This is a genomic window from Wolbachia endosymbiont (group B) of Pilophorus perplexus (assembly GCF_964028155.1).
In the GTDB taxonomy this organism is placed as follows: domain Bacteria; phylum Pseudomonadota; class Alphaproteobacteria; order Rickettsiales; family Anaplasmataceae; genus Wolbachia.
On the sequence record NZ_OZ034754.1, the window covers coordinates 1095066 to 1116311 of the forward strand.

Genomic DNA, 21246 nt, shown 5'->3' on the forward strand with positions numbered 1-21246 from the left:
TTAAACTCAACTATACCTATCTGTAATTGTAAGCTGTACTCTTGAGCTCCTGATGCGATTTATAGCAAATCCTAAAATGCCTTGCTGTTTTTCCTTATAGACATTCAGCTTACCTTGTACATTAGCCTATCTGGATGACATTTTACTTTTTCTAGAATATAATAATTCCCTAGAAATTACCCTACTCAATTCTATTGTACCTTGTTTAACATTGAAACATGAGTCTGGAATCTAGAAATTTTTTAAGAACAAAAGTTATTCTAAGTTTTTGTTGGTAAGAAAGACTGGATTCCAGTGGGCTTTGTTGCATAGCTCAGATAAAAAGAACTGGAAGTTACTGACGAAATTCACTATAAAACAGGCATTTAACCTACGAAAGAAAAATATGTCACAAAAAATGAGAGTCAGTAACTGCCATGGATATAACAGATTTCTGCAAGAAAGAGGAAATATTTTTCATTTTATTAATGAGGCAATAGAAAATTGGTACGAAAATAGCCCCAAAATGCGAGGTGGAAATTATATTTATAGTAATAAAGTTGTGATTTTAGTGCATATAGTCGCTAGTCTCTTTAGAATTGGCTTAAGACAAACGGTAGGGTTTATAAAAGGATATTTGCAGCAAGTAGTTAGCAGTCATTAGCTATTCGCAGGCTTCAAGAAGGTTTCAATATTAAGATCAATGATTGCAGAGTTGATAAAAACAATATGGAAGATATTGAAATTGCCATAGACAGTACAAGTATCAGATAATACACCTGGTCACAGTAAGGAAAATAGCGAAGTATCGCAGTTATAAACAGGTAAGAAAGCTACACGTAATATTGAGTATAAATAGTAAAAAAGCTATAGCTGCACAATATAGCAATGGTGCCTACTCCGACCATTATGGTGCTTGCGACTTGCTCAGCTTTCAGCATGCTATAAAAGCATTATATGCAGACAGAGCCTATCAAGCTTTATAAATTGTGCAAAAAATATGATATAAAGACAAAATTTTACCGAAAAATCGTGCAGCGGAGCATACAAAATTGGATTATATGGCTGAAAGGAATGCTGCCATTAGATTATGTGGTAAAGACGGTGTGAAAGAGTGGAAGAAGGAAGCAGTTTATGGAAAAAGGTCATATATTGAAGGATTTTTTTCAAGATTAAAGCAAATATTTGGGTTTAGTTTTAGAAATAGATCTGAAGTAAATCGAGAAAAAGAGTTGCTAATAAAATGTTACTTACTCAATAAATTTACTGATATTGGCATGGCTAAGTTTTAGGTAGTTTCATGAATTTTTTATGCTTTACCCACTATCCGATAAGCGATGCAACAAAGCCATCCCAGTGTAAGCTACTCGGTTGACACCATCATAGAGATCAGCTACTTGGATGATAAAAGTAAGAAATATCGAAGTGTTGTGCTAGACTTTATACCTCTTGCATTCAAACTCACATAAATCATGAATTGTGCACGCTTCACACAAAGGTTTTTGTGCCTTGCAAATGTATCTACCGTGTAAAACTAGCCAATGATGAGCATAAAGTAGGTATTTTTTTGGCACTACATTCAAAAGAGACTGCTCTGTTTTAAGTACATCTTTTTCTTTCACAAGCCCAACTCTATTGCTCACTCTAAAAACGTGAGTATCAACTGCCAATGTTGGAATACCAAGCCCTGAATTTAAGAACACATTAGCGCTCTTTCTCCCAACCCCTGGTAAAGATACCAAATCATCGAAATTAGTAGGCACTTTGCTATTGTACCTCTCAATCAATATTTTGCTGAGCCCGATTATATTTTTTGCTTTGGAATTATATAAACCAATACTGCTTATGCATTTTCTCAGCTCACTTTGCCCAAGATTCAACATCTTTTCTGGCGTATCAGCGATACTAAATAGCTCCTTTGTAATTTTATTAACACTTATATCGGTCGTCCGCGCTGACAGAACTATTGCAACTAATAACGTAAAATGATTGGTATAATTTAGCTCTATTTTTGGCGCAGGATTTGACTGTTGAAATTTTTCAAATATTAATTCTACTTTTTTTGAGTCCATGCATAGAGCTAAAAGCTTATACTATACTGTTTGCTGTGCAAATTCAATTGCTTGAGGATTAGATAGTCCTTCAGTATTAACATCAGACATATCAGTTTTTACCTCATCAAAATTCCTCTCAGCAAATTTGCTTGCCACTTCTGCAAAACACTTTCTAACAAGAGGCATAATTATCGGCATTAATAGCCTTCGTGGATCATACCGTCCTAACAGATCAGTCTCCTTTTGCACTCTATCTCTTGGATCCTCTTCTAGTAAATCTTTTGTGTGCTTGTCAGCATATATTTCACAGCCTTTTGAGAAAACAGGAGCTAACATTTCAATTAATACTGCCAATAACAATAGTGGACCAAGTACAGCTCCACCAACAGTTAATCCATTAGCAATGAAATTTATTGTAACTAAATAAACAGAAAAAGCAGCTAAAGGATAGTTGATAAGAAGCTTACTACTTAGCTCGATATAGCTCATTTTACTCATGAATTCATCAGTAGAAATTTCTGAATTTTTATACTTTTCCATATAATAATTCACTAATAAACCAGAGGCTCTACTAATAGCGATGTTAAATGCTATGATCCACCATGAAAAATAGCAACCTATAGTAACTGTAGTTAACAGGCCTAAGGGTAGAACACTAAGAGTCCGAATAAATAGTAAGGCATTTTTACGTTCTATAAATCTTAACGCTAATTCTTTTTTATCCTCATCTACTAGGTTCTTTTTTTCCTTTAGAGGAGAAATATAATTGAATAATTGTATGCTTGGCTTTGCTATATATTGATATAACTCTTGCATTAACTTTGCACTTTGTACACTCCTCTGAAAATTATCTAAATTTGGATTTAGCAAAATCCTCTCTATTTGAGCCTGAAGTTCATTATAGCTTTTTAGGTCTTCTCCAAACGAACAATCATTTCTTTTTAGTATAGCAATCAACCCATCACAATCTTTACCTACAGCTTCTTCCTCACTGATTTTTAGCTCGTTAAACAACTTTCTCCTATAGTGAAACTCTCTTGCCGTTAAACGTCCATTACTTTCAGCATCAACGCTGACTTTAACACAAGGATTTCCTGACTCCAAAGGTTTAATGTACTTTTTTAGCTCTTGATAAGCTTTATAAATCTGATCAAATCTATTTTTGTTTCCACCTTTGTCAGGATGGTTTACAAGTATCAATTTATTATATTGTTTTTTCAGAAACTTGCTAAGAGCTTGATAATCTTTACCTACAATTTGTTCAGCTTTTATCTCTAGTACGTTAAACAGACCATTACTATCATAAAACTCCTGACCAGTTAACTTAAAATGTTGACTGTTCGGTAGAAGCTGTAGCTTTACTCCTCTCGTTTGAGTTTTATTACTACAACTCCCCCTAAAGAACCGTGCTTGCAGATTTCCCGCACACGGCTCATCAATATTAGTTTTCACAGTCGTCCCTCTTATGCATATAAAGAAAAATGTATTTTTGGCTTTGGTAATGGATTTACTTCTACGTAGTGTACAAACTGTTCCCAGGTCATACTCTTTTTCTGACTACGCCGATTTATCCATTTAAATGCTAGCTTTCTTACTGATGTGTAAAATTGTTTCAAACACCAATAATTTCCGCTAATACCAAAGTAGTTATAGTGTCCTGTTAATTTAGCCTTCAGTACTTGCCACCAAGCTTTAAGTCGAATACTTCCGCGGACTATTTTCAACCACTCCTTGATTTCTTTTAGTTTTCTGGCTAGATTTAACTTTGAGGTTTTATGTCCCATTATTAATCTACCACGACGACTTTTTGCACCATAGTGCGTAAACCCCAGAAAATTGAAACTTTCCGTCCTTCGTTTCTCTCTTATCGCTTGTTGCCACTCCCTCTTGCCAAACTTTACTACTCTGGTCTTGTTTTCAGATACTTCCAACCCAAATTTATTTAGCCTTTGTTTCAGTAATTCCAGAAATTCTTCCGCGTCTACCTTACTTTCGCAACAAACCACAAAATCGTCGCAAAACCTTATTAGTTGTATATATCCTCTGGATCTTGGTTTAAATTTCTTTTCTATCCATAAATCCAACACATAATGTAAGTATATATTTGCTAATACAGGACTTACTATACCACCTTGGGGTGTACCTTGTTTTGTTGCTTCATAATTTCCAGCTTCGACTATCCCTGCCTTGAGAAACCGCTTTACTAACCACCGCAAATTTGGGTCAGTTATTCGTTCCCTTAGACATCTCATTAGCCATTTATGCTGTATATTATCGTAGAACTTCTTGATATCCACTTCTACAATGTAGTTTATTGGCTTGTACATAACTGCTTTATCTAGTGCATTTACCGCTTGATGACAGTTTCTTCCAGGTCGAAATCCATATGAGCTGTCCAGAAAGTTTGCCTCGTAAATATTTTCTAGTATCTTCTTCAGCATAATCTGTACTAATTTATCCTCGGTCGATGGTATTCCGAGTCCGCGTTTCTCTTTACTTCCAGCTTTCGGTATATATACCCTCTTTACTGGTTGTGGTTGATATTGCTTCCTCTTCATACTTTCTACTAGCACTTCGAGTTTCTCATTCAGATTTTCTCCGTATGATTCCACTGTTATCTGGTCTACTCCACAAGCCTTGTTACGCTTCAGTTCTTTATAACATCTCGCAAGATTCTCTGTATTTATCAGATGGACTAACGATGTGAATTTTAGTCGCTTATCTTGCTTTGCTCTTACTGCTATCTGGTTTAGTTTATTTTGCATGTTATTCCAACCTCCGTTGTATTGGCCTAGCAATCCCTATTCCAGTTACTATATTGCTGATCGCTTCCCCTTGTACGTGGCTTTCCCACATTCTGAGTACTATCAATCAGTCCGACTTCCCCTGCATCTTCCGCTAGTTCTTGCCTTTGTTGACTTGTTCCAGCGTACCTTTGTAGGAATGCATAGGATCTCCCAAGTTCACTTGAAGTCCATTTCAATACATGGCACGGTCTCAGATCCCGATAGAGTGAGTGATAACTTGCCTTTACGCTATCCTTCATGCTGTCTTCCATGGCCATGAAAATGTCGACCTCTATGTCTTCAGGTATTTCGGAACTCAATCCCTTCACTTTCGTTGTACCCTGCATTGTCCATCCCACTAGCTCTATTACACTCGTTACCTCATGCAACATAGTGGTCTGTTCCAAACTGTTGGCTAGACTTTGTTTGTGTTGGATTTTCACCAACTGTTCTCCAAGCACTTCTTGGCGCACCATTACTACACCTCACATAAATACACGATGCTATTAGTATAATATATTTAATGTTTCACACAAGCATAAAAATATCAAGCAACCACTAAGAGAAGAAACCCTCTTTCCCATCATACAAATACAACTTATCCATTCTCACCACATCAAAATTGTGTTCCTCAAATTTGATTAGCAAGTTATTCACATCACTATTTGTAATTTCATTATTTGCAATAAACCTGCAGATTATTTGGTCACTTGAAGACTTTGAGCCTCCTGGCCAAATTGCAAGTCCTTTTGAGTATATTGCTATCATTTTCAGATTACTCGATTCAAATAACCTAACTATTTGATCAAAATTGTTGGATTTGTCCCAAGCAAGCGTTATATCACTACCCACTAGCTTTTTAACTTTGTAATCTTGTTCGTAATTGTCTTGTACTTTATTTATTTTACTATCCGAATCACTGCTAATTATAAGCTCAGATAACGTTGTGGGTTTTTTCCCTAGATTATCTATAACAGCTTTTGCAAATTCTTTGGTACCAACTTTCTGCTTACTCCTTTTCTTCTTATATAAATCAGCGGTATGTACTCCATCTTCCAAAGTCTTGAGCCATGCATCGTAGATTAGTTTTGCAGTACTCACTTGACCAATATAGACCAACATATGTACTGCGGCATTTAAAAGACCAGAAGGATTAGCTATATTTTTTCCTGCAATATCAGGAGCAGAGCCGTGAACCGCTTCAAACATTGCATATTCATTACCTATATTGCTACTTCCTGCAAGCCCTACAGAACCTGAGGTTTGTGCTACTATGTCTGATAATATGTCGCCATATAGATTTTCAGTTACTATAACATCGAAATTCTCGGGTTCTGTGGCAACACGTGCCATTCCAATATCAACTATATAATGTTCCGCCTTTATATCCGGATATTCTTTTGCAATACGATCAAACGCTGCATGAAAAGCGCCGTCAGTCATTTTCATTATGTTGTCTTTAGTCAGGCAAGTTACTTTCTTTCTGTTATGTTTTTTCGCATATTCAAAAGCATACCTGCATATTTTTTCTGAGCCAGATCTAGTAATAATTTTAGTGCATTGGTACGAGTCACCAGTGAGCCTATGCTCTATTCCGGTGTAAACGTCCTCTTCATTTTCGCGTATTACAACAACATCAAATTTATCGAATTTATTTTCTATAACAGGGTGATACGAAATGCATGGTCTAATGTTTGCATACAGCCCTAAGTTCTTTCTGAGTGCAACGTTTAAGCTTTTGTGCCCTTTACCTTGAGGGGTTGTTGTTGGAGATTTGAGTAATATCTTTGTCCTTTCGATAGATTCCCAACCACTCGGAGAAATTCCATGAGACCATTCCTTACTATAAACACGCTCCCCTATTTCAATAATATCTATTGAGATCTCTGCTTTCGCTTCACGCAATATCGACAGCACCGCTTCCATAATTTCTGGTCCGATACCATCACCATACGCAACTGTGACTGATGTTGACATAACTTCCTTAACTGTAAATGATTTAATGTTAATTCAAATAATAAAGTGGGTCAATGTTGCTAAAATAGCATATTTACGGTTATTTAATAATGAACTTTTATACTGGTTATAGCATTGCAAAATATGGAAAGTGTATGGATACTAAAATAAGTTATGCAGGAATTCTAAGGCGAGTTTTAGCATGTGTGGTCAACGGTGTTTTATGGATGATAATAGCATTCGTTTCACTCCTTTTTGATCTAGATAATGTGGATAAAAACATGACAATTCTTATGGCAACACTGCTTATAACATATATAATATTTAATATATTAACAATAACAAAGTACGGTTGCACCCCAGGAAGATTACTGTGCAGTGTACGTATAAAAGATGCAAATACATTTAAAAACGTTACTCTAATGCAATCAACAATAAGATACATTTTTAGGGAAGGCATTTGGGTTATTTATAGTTTTCTGTCTTATCTTTTGCCTGGCTATGTTTCTGGATGCCTTTTTATTATACTAACTTTAGTTTTAATGTTTGCAATATTTGATCAACGCAAACAAACGTTTTATGACAAAATTGCAAAAACAGTAGTAATAGACTATAAACCTAGTTGATATTTTTCTTTAGTTGTTACCACCAAGGGTGTTATTCCAGCGCGTGATCCACATCTGTACGAACATTGCAAATTAGCAGGTAATTTGCATAATAGATGGTGTCATCCCAGTGTCAGCTACTTTCATGACAAGAAAAGAAGCACTGGTTTCACATGAATCTGAACAGATATCATGTTTTTCTTTAGTTTACTGCTTACAAAGTGACTTTTTTTGTTTCTGCATGAGCTAAATTAACTACCAATATCATACCTGAAGAACCCACCTGACCATTCTAGAAAATTTAACGCTGAGTACACTTTACTTTTAGCTTCTTCCACAGTGTTTCCTTCTCCTACTATATTTAGCACTCTTCCGCCATCGGAAATCCAATTACCACTTTCATCCAACTTAGTACCAGCATGAAAAACTAGCACACCAGGAATGTTTTCAATTTTATCCAATCCTTTAATTACCTCTCCTTTTTGATAATCACCAGGATAGCCTTTACTTGCAACAACTACACAAACTGTAGTTTTGTGATTAAACTCCACCATTTTTGTATTTAACTTGCCTTCTGCAACTGACAACATCAACTTTAACAAATCACAATTTGGATCAAGTCTAGGTAAAATAGATTGTATTTCCGGATCCCCAAACCTAACATTATACTCAAGAAGCTTTGGACTATCTTTGCAAATCATTAAACCAGCAAAGAGTACGCCTTTATAGGATGTTCCCATGTTAGTCAGTGCTTGAATTGTAGGATATATTATTTTTTGGATAATTTTTTGCTCCATCTCCTTACTTATAATCGAAGGTGATGAGTATGACCCCATGCCTCCAGTATTTTGTCCCTCGTTATTTTCACCAACTCTCTTGTAATCTTTTGCACACCCAAGGGTTACTACCTTCAACCCATCAATAAGAGCAAAAAAACTTACTTCCTCTCCAATTAAAAACTCTTCTATGATTATTTCTTCACCTGACTCACCAAGATTTTTCTCCACTAGCATTGAATCTATTGCTGAAAAAGCTTCATTTTCTGTGTGGCATATTATGACGCCTTTCCCTGCTGCAATTCCATTTGCTTTAATTACAAGCGGAAATTTTATTTTATTACTACGGACAAAATTTTTAGCTAACCTTTCATCAATAAAACGCTCATACTTTGCAGTTGGTATACCATACTGTTTACATAGTTCCTTCGTAAAAGACTTTGATGCCTCAAGTTTTGCAGCTGCTTGACTTGGAGCAAAAACATTTATTCCCTCTGCAGCTAAATCATCAGCAAGTCCATTAATTATCGGTTGCTCTGGACCAATAATTACTAGCTCTATATTTTCTTTCTTGCAAAATTGTATAACATCCACTGAATCTTGAATATTTATATTCACAAGAACTCCAAAATTTTCCATGGCCGGGCGACCAGGAGTAACATATAACTTAGTCAAGGTAGGAGACTTCTTTAAAGCCCAAAGTAAAGCATGCTCACGCCCACCAGAACCTATAACCAGAACCTTCATCTTTATTTCCTCGCTTTTCTATATGTCAAAATTATTGTTTGCTTATAACAGTATCATTACTCATGTATCTTTGCAACACGTTTGGTATTGTAACTGACCCATCGGAATTTTGATAGTTCTCCATTATGGCAACAATTGTTCTTCCTATGGCTAAAGCTGAGCCGTTTAAAGTGTGAACGTATTTTTTTGTTTTTCTGTCAGTTTCTAAGAAGTATTTAGTGTTCATTCTTCTTGCCTGGAACGTACCGCAATTTGAGCAGCTTGATATTTCTCTGTACTTATTTTGCTCAGGTAACCATACCTCTATATCATAAGTCTTTTGTGCAGCAAAGCCCATATCACCACTACAAAGCAGCATTATTCTATACGGTAGTTCTAATTTTTTTAATATTTCCTCAGCAGCATTTGTCATGCGTTCAAGCTCATCATTTGACTGGTCTTCAGTTGTGATGCTTACCAACTCCACTTTACCAAATTGGTGTTGCCTTATCATACCTCTTGTATCTCGTCCTGCGCTACCAGCTTCTTTACGAAAACATTCTGAATATGCAGTAAAACGAATAGGCAGTTCTTTTTCTTCTATTATTTTGTCAGCAACTAAATTTGTTAAAACTACTTCACTTGTGGGAATTAATCTTAATTTATCGGTAGTTAAATATGAATCATCAAAAAATTTTGGTAGTTGACCAACATTATACATCGCCCTATCCTTTACTAAAACTGGATGATGCACTTCAGTATAACCAAATTCATTAACATGTGTTTCCAGCATAAAATTTATTAATGCTCGTCCAAGCTTAGCTAACTGTCCTTTTAGTATTGTAAACCTTGATCCAGAAATTTTTGCTGCTTGTTCAAAATCCATCAAGCCTAACCTTTCTCCGAGTTCATAATGAAATTTTGGTGTAAAATCAAATTTTCTTCTCTTTCCATATTTTCTGATTTCTACGTTGGAGCTCTCATCTTCACCTGTTGGTACATTTTGTGCAGAAATATTTGGTAAGTTAGATAAAATATCCACTAACTTATTTTTTTCTGTTTGCTCCTTGAGGCTGATTGTCTCTATCTCACTTGTGATGCTTTTTGATAACTTTACTTGTTCTTCACATGGGCTTTTGTTCATTTTAAGCCTCTTTATTTCTTCCGTGACCTCGTTTCGTTGCTTATTTAAAGCTTGCAATTTAGTAGTCAGTGATCTTTTTTTATGGTCAATCTCTAATATTTCTTCTGTAGTAAATTCTTTCACCCCTCTGCTTTTTATTGCTTTTTCAAATCCTTTAGGGTTTTTGCGTATATGTTCTATATCATGCATATGTTGTGCTATTACTAACATCATTACTCTACTTCAAAAGCTTTGAATGCTCAATATTTTTACATATAAATGCTAATATTGATTTTACCTTCATAATTTGCTAGAATTGATAAACGTGAAATATAATATGTTAGCCATCATAGAAAGATACAATAAATCTAAAGAGAGTACTCACTTCACTAAACTTAAGGCTAGTGGAAGATTTGCTGTCTACGCTTTTTGTATATATTTGGCGACTACATTTACCATTGGCTGTTTGGGATTAATAATGGGATCTTTCCTCTTAACCTTACCACTTGCTATGCTCATCTCCAACCCTATAGCTTGGATCTTAATGGGAATAGTGCTTGCAGCGACATACAAGATGGTTATTGAACCTTTATTTTACTTGGTAAAAGGTTATGTTGATGAAAAAGGAACTGTAAAGGAAGAAAAGAGTCCAAAAGAGCAAAAATTCACAAGAAGTAAATCACTGGATAGTGGACTAGATACTATATCAAGACAAACAAATGATTCGGATAAGAGGGTACGTAGAAATTCCTATTCTCCATCTACAGATAGTGGTGTGAGTATGGGCTCAATAGAAAGTGAGCAACCTAAACAAACAAAAATTGTTCGATATAATACTACAGGTGATGGAAACTGCTTTTTTCATGCAGTGTTTGGTGATAGCAGCTCCGGTCAATATAAGGCTGAAAGAGCACAAGATATGAGAATGGAATGGAACAAATTTTTAAGTCAATTTAAATCTTTAGGTGATTCAAGTATGCCAACTCCTTTAAAGGAGCAGCTAGAAAAGGTTTTTAATATGTTTTTAAATAAGCCAGGCGATTTAACTGGTAAGTCTGATAAAATAAGGAAGTTGGTTGAACAAATGAATAAGGAAATTAAAAATGCTGAAGATAATGTAGAAAAGTTAGTGAGTAAAGCTGTTAGTAAACTTAATATATCACGCGATCAAGCTATACATAATTTAAAAGAATATGCAGAAGCTCTTTATGGCCTTGGTGAAAATGAATACAATACCCAGTATAATAGTGAATTTATTACACAATCATTCCTTAACAAACCTGAACTCTATCAAGCTTATCTTGAAGCAATAAAAAGTCAAAGTTATTTTATTTTTATTGAAGAAATTAGTATATTAGCTTCTTTAGCTAATATTGAAATTAATGTTTACTATAAAGATAACAACAGCGAGGAGCAAAAAAAGTTTGAGCCAAATCTACAAATGATAAATGATGATCAACTAAATCAGATATTTAATCGTGAGAGTTATAAATTAAATGACGAGTTGTGGGGTGATAAAAAACAAGAAACGATATACTTAACGCCTGGTCATTATGAGAGGTGCGAGGTGGTAGAGGTAGAGCCTTCTCTTATAGAGAAAGCAAATTCATTTGTGCAAGATGTTATAATAGCAGCTTGTAATAGTGTTAAAAATGCATTTTCTAGCGACTAGAAAGCCTATGTCCCTACAAATAGGAAGTTTGACGATTGATTCTCCAGTTATTTTAGCGCCAATGTCTGGAGTGACTGACTATCCATTTAGGAGTATTGTAAAGAAACTTGGTGCAAGTTTGCTAGTCTCAGAAATGATTGCAAGCAGAGCTATGATCATGCAAACTCGCCAGAGCATGCAAAAAGCAAAAGTCGATGAACTAACCGCTGTACAACTTGCTGGTTGTGAGCCTGATGTTATGGCGGAAGCTGCAAAGTTAAATGAGGGCATGGGTGCAAAAATCATAGATATAAATTTTGGTTGTCCAGTTAAAAAAGTTGTAAACGGTTACGCAGGGTCAGCACTTATGCGTGATGAAAAAAAGGCTGCTGAGATAATAGAAGCTGTAGTCAAGGCAGTGAGTGTGCCAGTTACAGTAAAAATGCGTACTGGATGGAATGACGAAAATCGTAATGCTCCGCGCTTGGCAAAAATTGCAGAAGATTTGGGAGCAAAGATGATTACTGTACATGGAAGGACAAGGGCACAGCTTTATAATGGTCAAGCAGATTGGAAATTCGTTAGAAATGTTAAAGAGCAGGTAAAAATTCCAGTTATAGTAAATGGAGATATTAAGAGTTTGAATGATGTTCAAAGTGCACTTAAAGAATCTGGGGCAGATGGAGTAATGATAGGTCGTGGTGCTTACGGCAAACCTTGGCTGATTAATCAAGCAATAAACTTTTTGAGTGGAAATAAAGTTTCTGAGCCAACAGCCTCAGAGAGATTAAGCATAATACTCAAGCATTATGACAGTATTCTTGAGTACTATGGAAGCGATACAGGAATAAAGATGGCCCGCAAACATATAGGATGGTACAGTAGCGGGCTTCAAAACTCATCTGAATTTCGTGTAAGAGTAAATAACATAATAGACAGCACAGAGGTGAAAGAAAATATAATCGATTTTTTTAGTTAAAAACAGATTAAACATACTACCTCATTAGATATATTCAATTTGACTGATCATAGTGCGATGCCACCACACTCTCTTCTTCATCAGAATGTAATTGATAACTATTATCACTCAGCAATTTTTCGTCATAAGTCTCAATATCAAAATATTTTTCATATTTATCTATATTTTCACAAAGCGAAAGTGCTTTCACCTTATTCATAATCAGACCCGTACCAGCAGGAATTAACCTTCCTACTATAACATTTTCTTTTAACCCACTCAAAGGATCACTCTTTCCGCAAAATGCTGCTTCCGTAAGTACTTTTGTTGTTTCTTGGAAAGAGGCAGCAGAAATAAAGGAATTAGTTTCAAGGCTTGCTCTAGTAATTCCCTGCAGAATAGGAAGATAATGAGCAGGTCGTTTTCCAGAGTTATTCATAGCATCATTTTCTCTATCAATTTCCAGCCTGTCAATATTTTCTCCAATTAAGTACATAGTATCACCAGGATCGGTAATTTCTACTTTTTGTAGCATTTGCTTTAAGATCACTTCTAAATGCTTGTTATCTATGCGCACACCTTGCAATCTATAAACTTGCTGTATTTCAGAAATCATATAGTGTGCTAACGCTTCTAACCCAAGCACACGTAGAATATCATGAAGATCAGGATCGCCATCCATCAATAAATCACCTTTACGCACAAAATCACCTTCATTAACTATTACATGCTTACTTCTTGATACTAAATACTCAACTGGAGAAGCTTGCTTATCTACAGGTTTAATTACTATACTGCGTTTTCCTCTACGGTCTTTTTCAGAGAACATTACATAGCCATCTATTTCACTAACGATAGCATGCTCTTTAGGACGACGTGCTTCAAATAATTCTATAACCTTAGGCAAGCCACCAGTAATATCACGAGTTCTAACTGACTCTCTCGGCGTTCTTGTGATAACATCACCTGCATGAACCTTTTGGCCATCCTGTACATTAAGCACTGCACCAACTGGTATAAAGTAACATGCTTCCACACCACTTGAAAGTGTTATTACTTTTTCATTATCATCAAGCAGTGCAATACGAGGACGTAAATTAGCTACACCAGAGTACAATTTCCAATCTTTTACTACTCTATTTGATATCCCTGTAGATTCATCCATCACTTCAGTGATTGAAATTCCATCTTTTAAATCCTGGTAAGATATTGTACCACTCTTTTCCGTAATAATAGGTAGTGTATACGGATCCCATTCTGCAACTTTATCACCAATTTTTACTAACTCACCCTCATTTACATAAAGTTTAGCACCATAAGGCACACTGTGCTTCAATTTTTCACTACCAAGGCTATCAATTAAAACGACTTCACAGGAACGGCTTATCACAATTTTATTTCCGTTTTTATCTATAATTATATTACTATTGTTTAATTTTATTCTAGCATTAATAGAAGCTATAATATTTGAGGATTCAACACCTCTAGTCATTACCCCACCTATATGGAAAGTACGCATCGTTAACTGAGTACCTGGCTCTCCAACAGATTGAGCAGCGATAACACCAACTGCTTCACCTATTGAAACAATTTTACCAGTTGCAAGGTCTCTTCCATAACACAAAGAACACACACCAGGACTTATTTCACAAGTTAAAGGCGATCTAATTTTTATAACATCAAGACCTGCAATGTTGATTTGCTTTACTTTACCTTCATCAATTAGTTCCCCTGCTTTTAATAATAACTCTTTGGTTACTGGGTTATATATATCATTTGCAGCTGTTCTACCCAGTACAACACTCTCTAGAGATGCAACTATAGTACTACCTTCAACTATAGCTCTTACAATAAGGCCATTTTTCGTTTTACAGTCATGTTTTGTAACTATGCAATTTTGAGATACATCAACCAAGCGACGAGTTAAGTATCCAGAGTTTGCAGTTTTAAGTGCAGTATCAGCTAAACCTTTACGCGCACCGTGAGTAGAATTAAAGTATTCAAATACATTTAATCCTTCGCGAAAATTAGAAATTATAGGTGTTTCTATAATTTCACCAGAAGGTTTGGTCATTAACCCTCGCATTCCTGCTAACTGCTTCATCTGGGAAGTAGAACCTCTTGCACCGGAGCTAACCATCATATATATTGAATTGTACTTACTATTTTCATCATACAGAGATATCGCTTTTAACATATCATTCGCTATTATATCTGTGCACTTAGACCACTCATCTATAACTTTATTATACCTCTCACTTTTAGTGATTAGTCCGTCTTGATACTGTGCAGAAAATTTCTTAATTTCACCCCTTGTATAATCAACGTGTGTAGCTTTAGTTTCAGGTATGACCATATCGCAACGACTAAAAGAAGTACCAGAAAATGTAGCATACTCAAAGCCAAGTGTCATCAATTTATCAGAAAATACCACTGTAGCACTTTGACCGCAGCTACGATATACTAAATCAACAATACTAGTTATTTCCTTAACTGTTAATACCTGATTTATTAAATCGAAGCTTAGATTCTCATGTTTAGGAAAAATCTGCCATAATATTAAACGTCCAGGAGTTGTACAAATAGTTTTATACTGAATGTTTCCATCGCTATTGATGTGTTCCATTTTGTACTTTATATGAGAATGAATATGCAGAGTACCGTTGTTTAAGGAATGCTCAACTTCACAAAAAGCACAAAAAAGTGGTAAATCATCCTTCTTAAGTTGCTGTAAAGTTAGGTAGTATATACCAAGCACTATATCTTTACTAGGAACTATAATCGGTCTTCCATTAGAAGGACTTAAAACGTTATTAATTGACATCATCAACACTCTAGCTTCAAGTTGAGCTTCCAATGAAATTGGCACATGTACTGCCATTTGATCACCATCAAAGTCAGCGTTAAATGCTGTACAAACAAGTGGATGAAGCTGTATTGCTTTACCTTCAATAAGGACTGGCTCAAAAGCCTGAATACCAAGCCTATGTAGCGTAGGCGCTCTATTTAGCAAAACAGGATGCTCTTTTATTACTTCTTCAAGCATATCCCAAACTTCTGGCTTTTCTGCTCTTATTAACTTACTAGCAAATTTAATAGTTGGAGCCATTCCATATATTTTAAGCCTTGAGTAAACAAAAGGCTTGAATAGCTCAAGAGCCATTCTTTTCGGTAATCCACACTGATTTAGTTTCAAAGTTGGACCAACAACTATTACAGAACGTCCAGAATAATCTACCCTTTTTCCTAAAAGATTCTGACGGAAACGACCTTGCTTTCCTTTCAGCATATCGCTAATAGACTTTTTATATCCAGTAGCGCCAGCTTTATTTACCAGAGCATTACGACGACTATTATCAAAAAGAGAATCAACTGCCTCTTGTAACATTCTTTTCTCATTACGAATCATAATCTCAGGAGGATTTAAACTTAACAATTTTCTCAATCTATTATTTCGATTAATAATAGTTCTATAATGATGATTTAAATCAGAAACTGCAGGTCGACCACTTTCAAGCGATACCAAGGGACGCAAGTCAGGTGGTAAAATAGGTATAGCTGTAAGTATCATCCACTCAGGTCTGTTTCCAGACTTGATAAAATTTTCAACAATACGTAATCTCTTTATAATTTTCTTTCTTCTCATTTCAGAAGCAACAGACTCTAACTCCTGTCTTAAATTCTTCCTAATTTCATGTAAATCAAGGCGTATTAGCAATTCTCTTATAGCTTCAACACCTTGCATAGCTATAAAGCTATCGACCCCATAGCTATCTTTAGCTTCATTATAAGCTTTCTCACTAATAATTTCACCTTTTTCAAAAGAGGAAACAAGAGGATCTATTACAACATAATTATCACTATACAAAATACTTTCGATATCTCTAAGAGACATATCTAATAATGCTCCAATTCTTGAAGGAAGTGACTTCAAAAACCATATATGAGCAACAGGAGATGCAAGCTCTATATGACCCATTCTTTCTCTTCTTACTTTAGAAGATGTAACTTCTACTCCACATTTTTCGCATATACGGCCCCTATGTCTTCTTTTTTTGTACTTTCCACATAAACATTCATCATCATTGACAGGACCAAAAATTTTAGGACAAAATAATCCACCTTTCTCAACTTTGAATGTACGGTAGTTTGCAGTTGAAACATCTGTTATCTCTCCATAAGACATACGTTTAATACTTTCAGGGCTAGCAATGGAAATGCTAACCTCATTAAAAGATTGCGCGATGTTAGTATGAGATATATCTTCAATTACTATGTCATTTTGCTTCAAATCCACATTAAAACACAAGGAACGCAACTCTTTTATCATGACATTAAAGGATTCAGGAATTCCACATTCAAAGTTACTGTCACCTTTTATTACCGATTCATAAATCTTAACCCTGCCATTAATATCATCAGACTTCACAGTTAACATTTCCTGCAAAGTGTAAGCAGCACCATAGGCTTGCAATGCCCAACATTCCATTTCACCAAAACGCTGACCACCAAAATGAGACTTTCCTCCAAGAGGTTGTTGAGTAACTAAGCTATAAGGTCCTACTGAACGCGCATGAATTTTACCATCTACTAAGTGATGCAACTTAAGCATGTACATGTAACCAACTGTAACTTTGCGATCAAACTTCTCACCCGAGCAACCATCATATAATACAACTTGCCCAGAGTTATCCAATCCAGCAAGTTCAAATAGCTTTACTATTTGTTCATCTTTTGGACCTTCAAATACAGGTGCAGTAACAGGAATGCCATCACGCAACTTATACGCAAATTCAATGAGGTGATTATCATTAATATCGCGAATGTTATTACAAATAGATAAATTACTGCCACAACTATAAACCTCAATCAGGAAGTGACGTAAACTACTGTGTGCATCTTTACAAGAGTTGAAATAATTCTCTACTAATGTAGTCAATTCATTATTTAATTCATCCTTATTAGGCGTATCTAAAATAGAAGCCGTTATTTCATCATCATTAATATCCTCAAATTTTTTATTATCAAGATATAATGCTGCAAATTTTTCAAAATCATCATCACTGAGAGATCTAATTGCCTCACAAAAAGCACGTTTGATTTTATTGATCTCATCAAGAATATTGCCTACTTTTTCTCCTAATTTTTTACAAGCCCAACCTACATGCGTTTCCAATATTTGACCTACATTCATTCGCGAAGGAACGCCAAGAGGGTTAAGAATAATATCAATAGGAGTACCATCTTCTAAATAAGGCATATCTTCTACTGGAACAACTCGAGAAATCACACCTTTATTTCCATGTCTACCAGCCATTTTATCTCCTGGCTGCAAACTATGTTTTACAGCAATAAAAACTTTTACTGACATCGACACACCTTGAGGCAGATCATAGCCTTCATGCAATTTTTCTACTTTTCGCTTAAAGTTTGCTATCGCATGTGATACTTTTTCATCAAAATCTTTTTTTAAGCTCTCAACTTGCTTAGAAATAGATTGGTTTTTCAATCCTATATCCCACCATCCCTCACGTTCAATAAAATTAATACTTTCTCGATCTTGAGAGCCAGAATTAATAAGAATTTTTCTTAATTCATCATAGAAATATTGATTAATAACATTGATTATATGGTCTCGTTCTTTCTCAAAGTCGTTTGCCTCTTTTTGTTTAATAAGAAACGCCCTTTCGTTTTCTTCTTCCCCTCTGCGTGTAAAGACCTGCACATCAATCACTATCCCTTCAATATCTGGAGATGTATATAAAGAGGAATCCACACAATCAAATGACTTTTCACCAAAAATTGTCATTAACAATTTTGTCTCAGGAGGCAATGAAAGAGAATGCTTAGGTGTAACTTTCCCCACCAAAATATAACCTGGACCAACTCTTGTACCAACCTTTACTATACCACTATCATCCAAGTGATAAAGATTTTCTTCATTAACACCGGGTATGGCACGAGTTATTTTTTCCGACCCTAAAGGAGTGTCATGTACAACACATTCAAATTCTTCTATATGAATAGAAGTAAATAGATCTTTTTTAACAACTTCACTAGAAATAATGATTGAGTCTTCAAAATTATAACCTTGCCAAGACATAAAAGCGACTAGCAAGTTTTGGCCAAGTGCCAATTCACCGTTATTAATAGCAGGACCATCAGCTATCACATCACCTTCCTTAACACAATCACCTACATGCACCAGTGGTTTCTGGTTAATACAAGTATTATGGTTAGAACGCTGAAATTTTCTTAGATGATAAATATCTACATCCAAGTAGTTAATTCCTCCTTTGTCAAAAGCACGTATAACTATAGAGTTACTATCTGAGCTGTCAACTATGCCACCACGTTTTGCTAAAACTACAGCACCAGAGCCAGAAGCTACGAAAGATTCCATGCCAGTAGCAACCAAAGGAGCAGTAGGCTTCAATAAAGGTACAGCTTGACGCTGCATATTTGAACCCATTAACGCTCTATTAGCATCATCATTTTCTAAAAATGGAATTAAAGAAGCAGCAACCGATATTACCTGCTTAGGAGATAAATCAATGTAACTTACTTGATTACTATTTACCATTACAAAGGTACCAGCATACCTACAGTATAACATATCATCAACAAAGCAGTTGTTCTCATCAAGCTTTGCGCTGGTATCGGCTATATAATATAAACCTTCATCTATAGCAGACAGATACTCAATTTGATCAGTAACAACCTTATTAACTACTTTCCTATAAGGACTTTCAATGAACCCATATTTATTAATACGAGCGTATATAGCTAAGCTATTAATTAAGCCTATATTCTGCCCCTCAGGAGTTTCAATAGGGCAAATTCTTCCGTAATGAGTTGGATGAACATCACGCACTTCAAATCCCGCCCTCTCTCTTGTTAAACCACCAGGACCTAACGCTGACAACCTTCTTTTATGTGTTATTTCAGATAATGGATTAGTCTGATCCATAAATTGAGATAATTGGGAAGAGTTGAAAAAATCTCTTAAGACATTGGTTAACACTTTTGGATTTATAAAATCAGATGGAGAGACTTTATCTAAACTAGAAGTAGACATAGAATCAACTACTGCCCGTCCCAATTTTAATAATCCAGTTCTAAATTGATTTTCTATAAACTCTCCAACTGAACGGACTCTTCTATTTGCTAAATGATCAATATCATCTACAGATCCTTGACCATCACGTAACAATACTATTTTTCTTATAATTTCAATAATGTCTTCATGTGTTAAAGTAGTTAAATTTTCCTCATAATTTAACCCAAGGCAAGAGTTAAGTTTTAATCTACCAATGTTAGACAAATCATAATATTCCGAACTGAAGAAAAGATTACGAAAAAACTCCTCTACTATCTTTAAAACAGGAACTTCACCAGGACGCAAAACCTTATATATTTCATATAGAGCGTTCTCATAAGACATGTTTTCATCTAAGAAAAGTGTGTTTAATATGTAAGGTCCAACAGAAACATTATCTATGTTCAACACTGATATTTTATCTATAGATAATAATTCAAGCTTTTTTATATCCTCTAATTTTATAGATTCACCAGCAGATAAGACTTTTGTAGAACTAGCACTATCTATTAAATCTTCTGCAAGAAATAAACCACATATAGAATCATAAGGAATTAGATACTCTTTCAATCCGTTATCATATAGATTTTTAGCTAATTTTGAAGTAATACGAACATTGGCTTTAAGTAACACATTGCCTTCAACATTCTTTAAATCAAAAGGAAGCCTCACTCCCTTGAATTTATCAGGGGAAAAAGGTACTCTCCAGCCACTTTTATGTTTTATATACTCTATTTTTTCATAAAATTTATTAAGTATGTCATTATTTGATAAGCCCAAAGCCTTTAATAAAACTGATATTGGCAACTTTCTCTTTCTATCAATACGAAAATACAAATGATCTTTAACATCAAACTCAATATCAAGCCAAGAACCTCTATAAGGAATAACTCTAGCAGAATAGATCAATTTGCCAGAATTGTAAGTTTTTCCCTTATCACTATCAAAAAACACTCCAGGAGATCTATGCATTTGTGAAACGATAACTTTCTCTACGCCATTGATGATGAAAGTACCTTTATCAGTCATCATAGGCAGTTCACAAAAGCGAACCTCCTGCTCTTCAGCAGATTTTATAACAGTTGCAAGCTTAGAATGATCATCATCTTCTTTAATCTCTTGATATTTTTCAAGAGAAACACCATCCTGCATAATAACAAGACGTATAGAAGCAATAACCTGAGCAGAAAAAGTTATACCACGTTTTATACATTCAGATTCACTATACTTAAGATCATCTACCCTACAATTCAAAAATTCGATAGTAGCCCTATGCAAAGGATCAGATATTGGAAAAATTGTATGAAAGATAGCTTCAAGTCTTTCATTACTCTCATTATTAGGAGTAAAGGAATTATATGACCCCTTTTGGACTTTAACCAAATCCAACAAAGAATCTTTTAAATCAATCGACCTGGAATAAGAAACTCTAGGAACAAAAGCACTAGAAGCACACATATAAGAAGAATCAACCATTAAAATACCTTCACTAATTAAAAGAGCTATATCAACATAAAATTAATATACTAACAT

14 protein-coding genes are annotated in these 21246 nt (G+C 35.1%); 6 read left to right on the top strand and 8 right to left on the bottom strand.

The annotated features are described in order from the left end of the window. The first annotated feature begins 385 nt into the window (after positions 1–385). From ABWU28_RS05460 to ABWU28_RS05470, 3 genes are all read left to right on the top strand, one after another. A complete protein-coding gene (locus ABWU28_RS05460) occupies positions 386–643 on the top strand; it encodes a transposase (protein WP_012481854.1) in 258 nt (85 codons plus the stop codon). A gap of 181 nt (positions 644–824) precedes the next feature. After that, positions 825–965 (top strand): hypothetical protein, encoded by a 141-nt coding sequence (locus ABWU28_RS05465; protein ID WP_019078688.1) that lies wholly within the window; start codon positions 825–827, stop codon positions 963–965. A gap of 75 nt (positions 966–1040) precedes the next feature. After that, entirely contained in the window at positions 1041–1271 is a 231-nt protein-coding gene (locus tag ABWU28_RS05470) for a hypothetical protein (protein WP_019078687.1), read from the top strand. Positions 1272–1412: 141 nt separating this feature from the next. Here ABWU28_RS05470 and nth read toward each other — a convergent pair whose 3' ends face one another. The 5 genes from nth to icd all read right to left on the bottom strand — a co-directional run bounded on the left by nth (position 1413) and on the right by icd (position 6796). After that, on the bottom strand, positions 1413–2051 hold the full coding sequence (gene nth, locus ABWU28_RS05475) for an endonuclease III (RefSeq protein ID WP_007301977.1): 639 nt from the start codon (positions 2049–2051) through the stop codon (positions 1413–1415). Positions 2052–2072: 21 nt separating this feature from the next. Continuing rightward, the gene (locus tag ABWU28_RS05480; protein WP_353275103.1) at positions 2073–3485 is read right to left on the bottom strand and encodes a molecular chaperone DnaJ; all 1413 of its coding nucleotides are present in this window, start codon (positions 3483–3485) and stop codon (positions 2073–2075) included. Between the two features lie 11 nt (positions 3486–3496). Beyond that, a complete protein-coding gene (ltrA, locus tag ABWU28_RS05485; protein WP_353274935.1) occupies positions 3497–4798 on the bottom strand; it encodes a group II intron reverse transcriptase/maturase in 1302 nt (433 codons plus the stop codon). Positions 4799–4824: 26 nt separating this feature from the next. Next, the gene (locus ABWU28_RS05490) at positions 4825–5211 is read right to left on the bottom strand and encodes a hypothetical protein (protein ID WP_353274937.1); all 387 of its coding nucleotides are present in this window, start codon (positions 5209–5211) and stop codon (positions 4825–4827) included. 166 nt (positions 5212–5377) lie between these two features. Continuing rightward, a complete protein-coding gene (gene icd / locus ABWU28_RS05495; RefSeq protein WP_214303269.1) occupies positions 5378–6796 on the bottom strand; it encodes an isocitrate dehydrogenase in 1419 nt (472 codons plus the stop codon). 134 nt (positions 6797–6930) lie between these two features. Here icd and ABWU28_RS05500 point away from each other — a divergent pair, with 134 nt between their 5' ends. Beyond that, a complete protein-coding gene (locus ABWU28_RS05500; protein WP_353275105.1) occupies positions 6931–7401 on the top strand; it encodes an RDD family protein in 471 nt (156 codons plus the stop codon). A 230-nt stretch (positions 7402–7631) separates the two neighbouring features. Here the strand turns inward: ABWU28_RS05500 and purD are convergent, their stop codons facing one another. Both purD and serS read right to left on the bottom strand, forming a co-directional pair. Further along, positions 7632–8903 (bottom strand): phosphoribosylamine--glycine ligase, encoded by a 1272-nt coding sequence (gene purD, locus ABWU28_RS05505; protein ID WP_064085927.1) that lies wholly within the window; start codon positions 8901–8903, stop codon positions 7632–7634. A 31-nt stretch (positions 8904–8934) separates the two neighbouring features. Further along, positions 8935–10215: a serine--tRNA ligase gene (gene serS, locus ABWU28_RS05510; RefSeq protein WP_264376964.1), complete on the bottom strand. Its 1281-nt coding sequence runs from the start codon at positions 10213–10215 to the stop codon at positions 8935–8937. A gap of 127 nt (positions 10216–10342) precedes the next feature. On the opposite strand from serS, the gene ABWU28_RS05515 reads away from it, so the two are divergent. Together ABWU28_RS05515 and dusB are read left to right on the top strand one after the other, a co-directional pair. Beyond that, positions 10343–11677: a hypothetical protein gene (locus ABWU28_RS05515; protein WP_096097164.1), complete on the top strand. Its 1335-nt coding sequence runs from the start codon at positions 10343–10345 to the stop codon at positions 11675–11677. A 7-nt stretch (positions 11678–11684) separates the two neighbouring features. Continuing rightward, positions 11685–12635, top strand: a complete 951-nt coding sequence (gene dusB, locus ABWU28_RS05520) for a tRNA dihydrouridine synthase DusB (protein WP_010402373.1) — start codon at positions 11685–11687, stop codon at positions 12633–12635. A 34-nt stretch (positions 12636–12669) separates the two neighbouring features. On the opposite strand, the gene ABWU28_RS05525 is transcribed toward dusB, so the two are convergent. Continuing rightward, positions 12670–21189: a DNA-directed RNA polymerase subunit beta/beta' gene (locus tag ABWU28_RS05525; protein WP_264376919.1), complete on the bottom strand. Its 8520-nt coding sequence runs from the start codon at positions 21187–21189 to the stop codon at positions 12670–12672. Positions 21190–21246 lie beyond the last annotated feature (57 nt).

What these genes read in the sequence shown, in the direction of transcription:
- ABWU28_RS05460 (WP_012481854.1), top strand. Translation starts at nt 386, where the DNA reads ATGTCACAAAAAATGAGAGTCAGTAACTGCCATGGATATAACAGATTT.
- ABWU28_RS05470 (WP_019078687.1), top strand. Translation starts at nt 1,041, where the DNA reads ATGGCTGAAAGGAATGCTGCCATTAGATTATGTGGTAAAGACGGTGTG.
- nth (WP_007301977.1), bottom strand. Translation starts at nt 2,051, where the DNA reads ATGGACTCAAAAAAAGTAGAATTAATATTTGAAAAATTTCAACAGTCA.
- ltrA (WP_353274935.1), bottom strand. Translation starts at nt 4,798, where the DNA reads ATGCAAAATAAACTAAACCAGATAGCAGTAAGAGCAAAGCAAGATAAG.
- ABWU28_RS05490 (WP_353274937.1), bottom strand. Translation starts at nt 5,211, where the DNA reads ATGTTGCATGAGGTAACGAGTGTAATAGAGCTAGTGGGATGGACAATG.
- icd (WP_214303269.1), bottom strand. Translation starts at nt 6,796, where the DNA reads ATGTCAACATCAGTCACAGTTGCGTATGGTGATGGTATCGGACCAGAA.
- ABWU28_RS05500 (WP_353275105.1), top strand. Translation starts at nt 6,931, where the DNA reads ATGGATACTAAAATAAGTTATGCAGGAATTCTAAGGCGAGTTTTAGCA.
- purD (WP_064085927.1), bottom strand. Translation starts at nt 8,903, where the DNA reads ATGAAGGTTCTGGTTATAGGTTCTGGTGGGCGTGAGCATGCTTTACTT.
- serS (WP_264376964.1), bottom strand. Translation starts at nt 10,215, where the DNA reads ATGCATGATATAGAACATATACGCAAAAACCCTAAAGGATTTGAAAAA.
- ABWU28_RS05515 (WP_096097164.1), top strand. Translation starts at nt 10,343, where the DNA reads ATGTTAGCCATCATAGAAAGATACAATAAATCTAAAGAGAGTACTCAC.
- dusB (WP_010402373.1), top strand. Translation starts at nt 11,685, where the DNA reads ATGTCCCTACAAATAGGAAGTTTGACGATTGATTCTCCAGTTATTTTA.
- ABWU28_RS05525 (WP_264376919.1), bottom strand. Translation starts at nt 21,189, where the DNA reads ATGGTTGATTCTTCTTATATGTGTGCTTCTAGTGCTTTTGTTCCTAGA.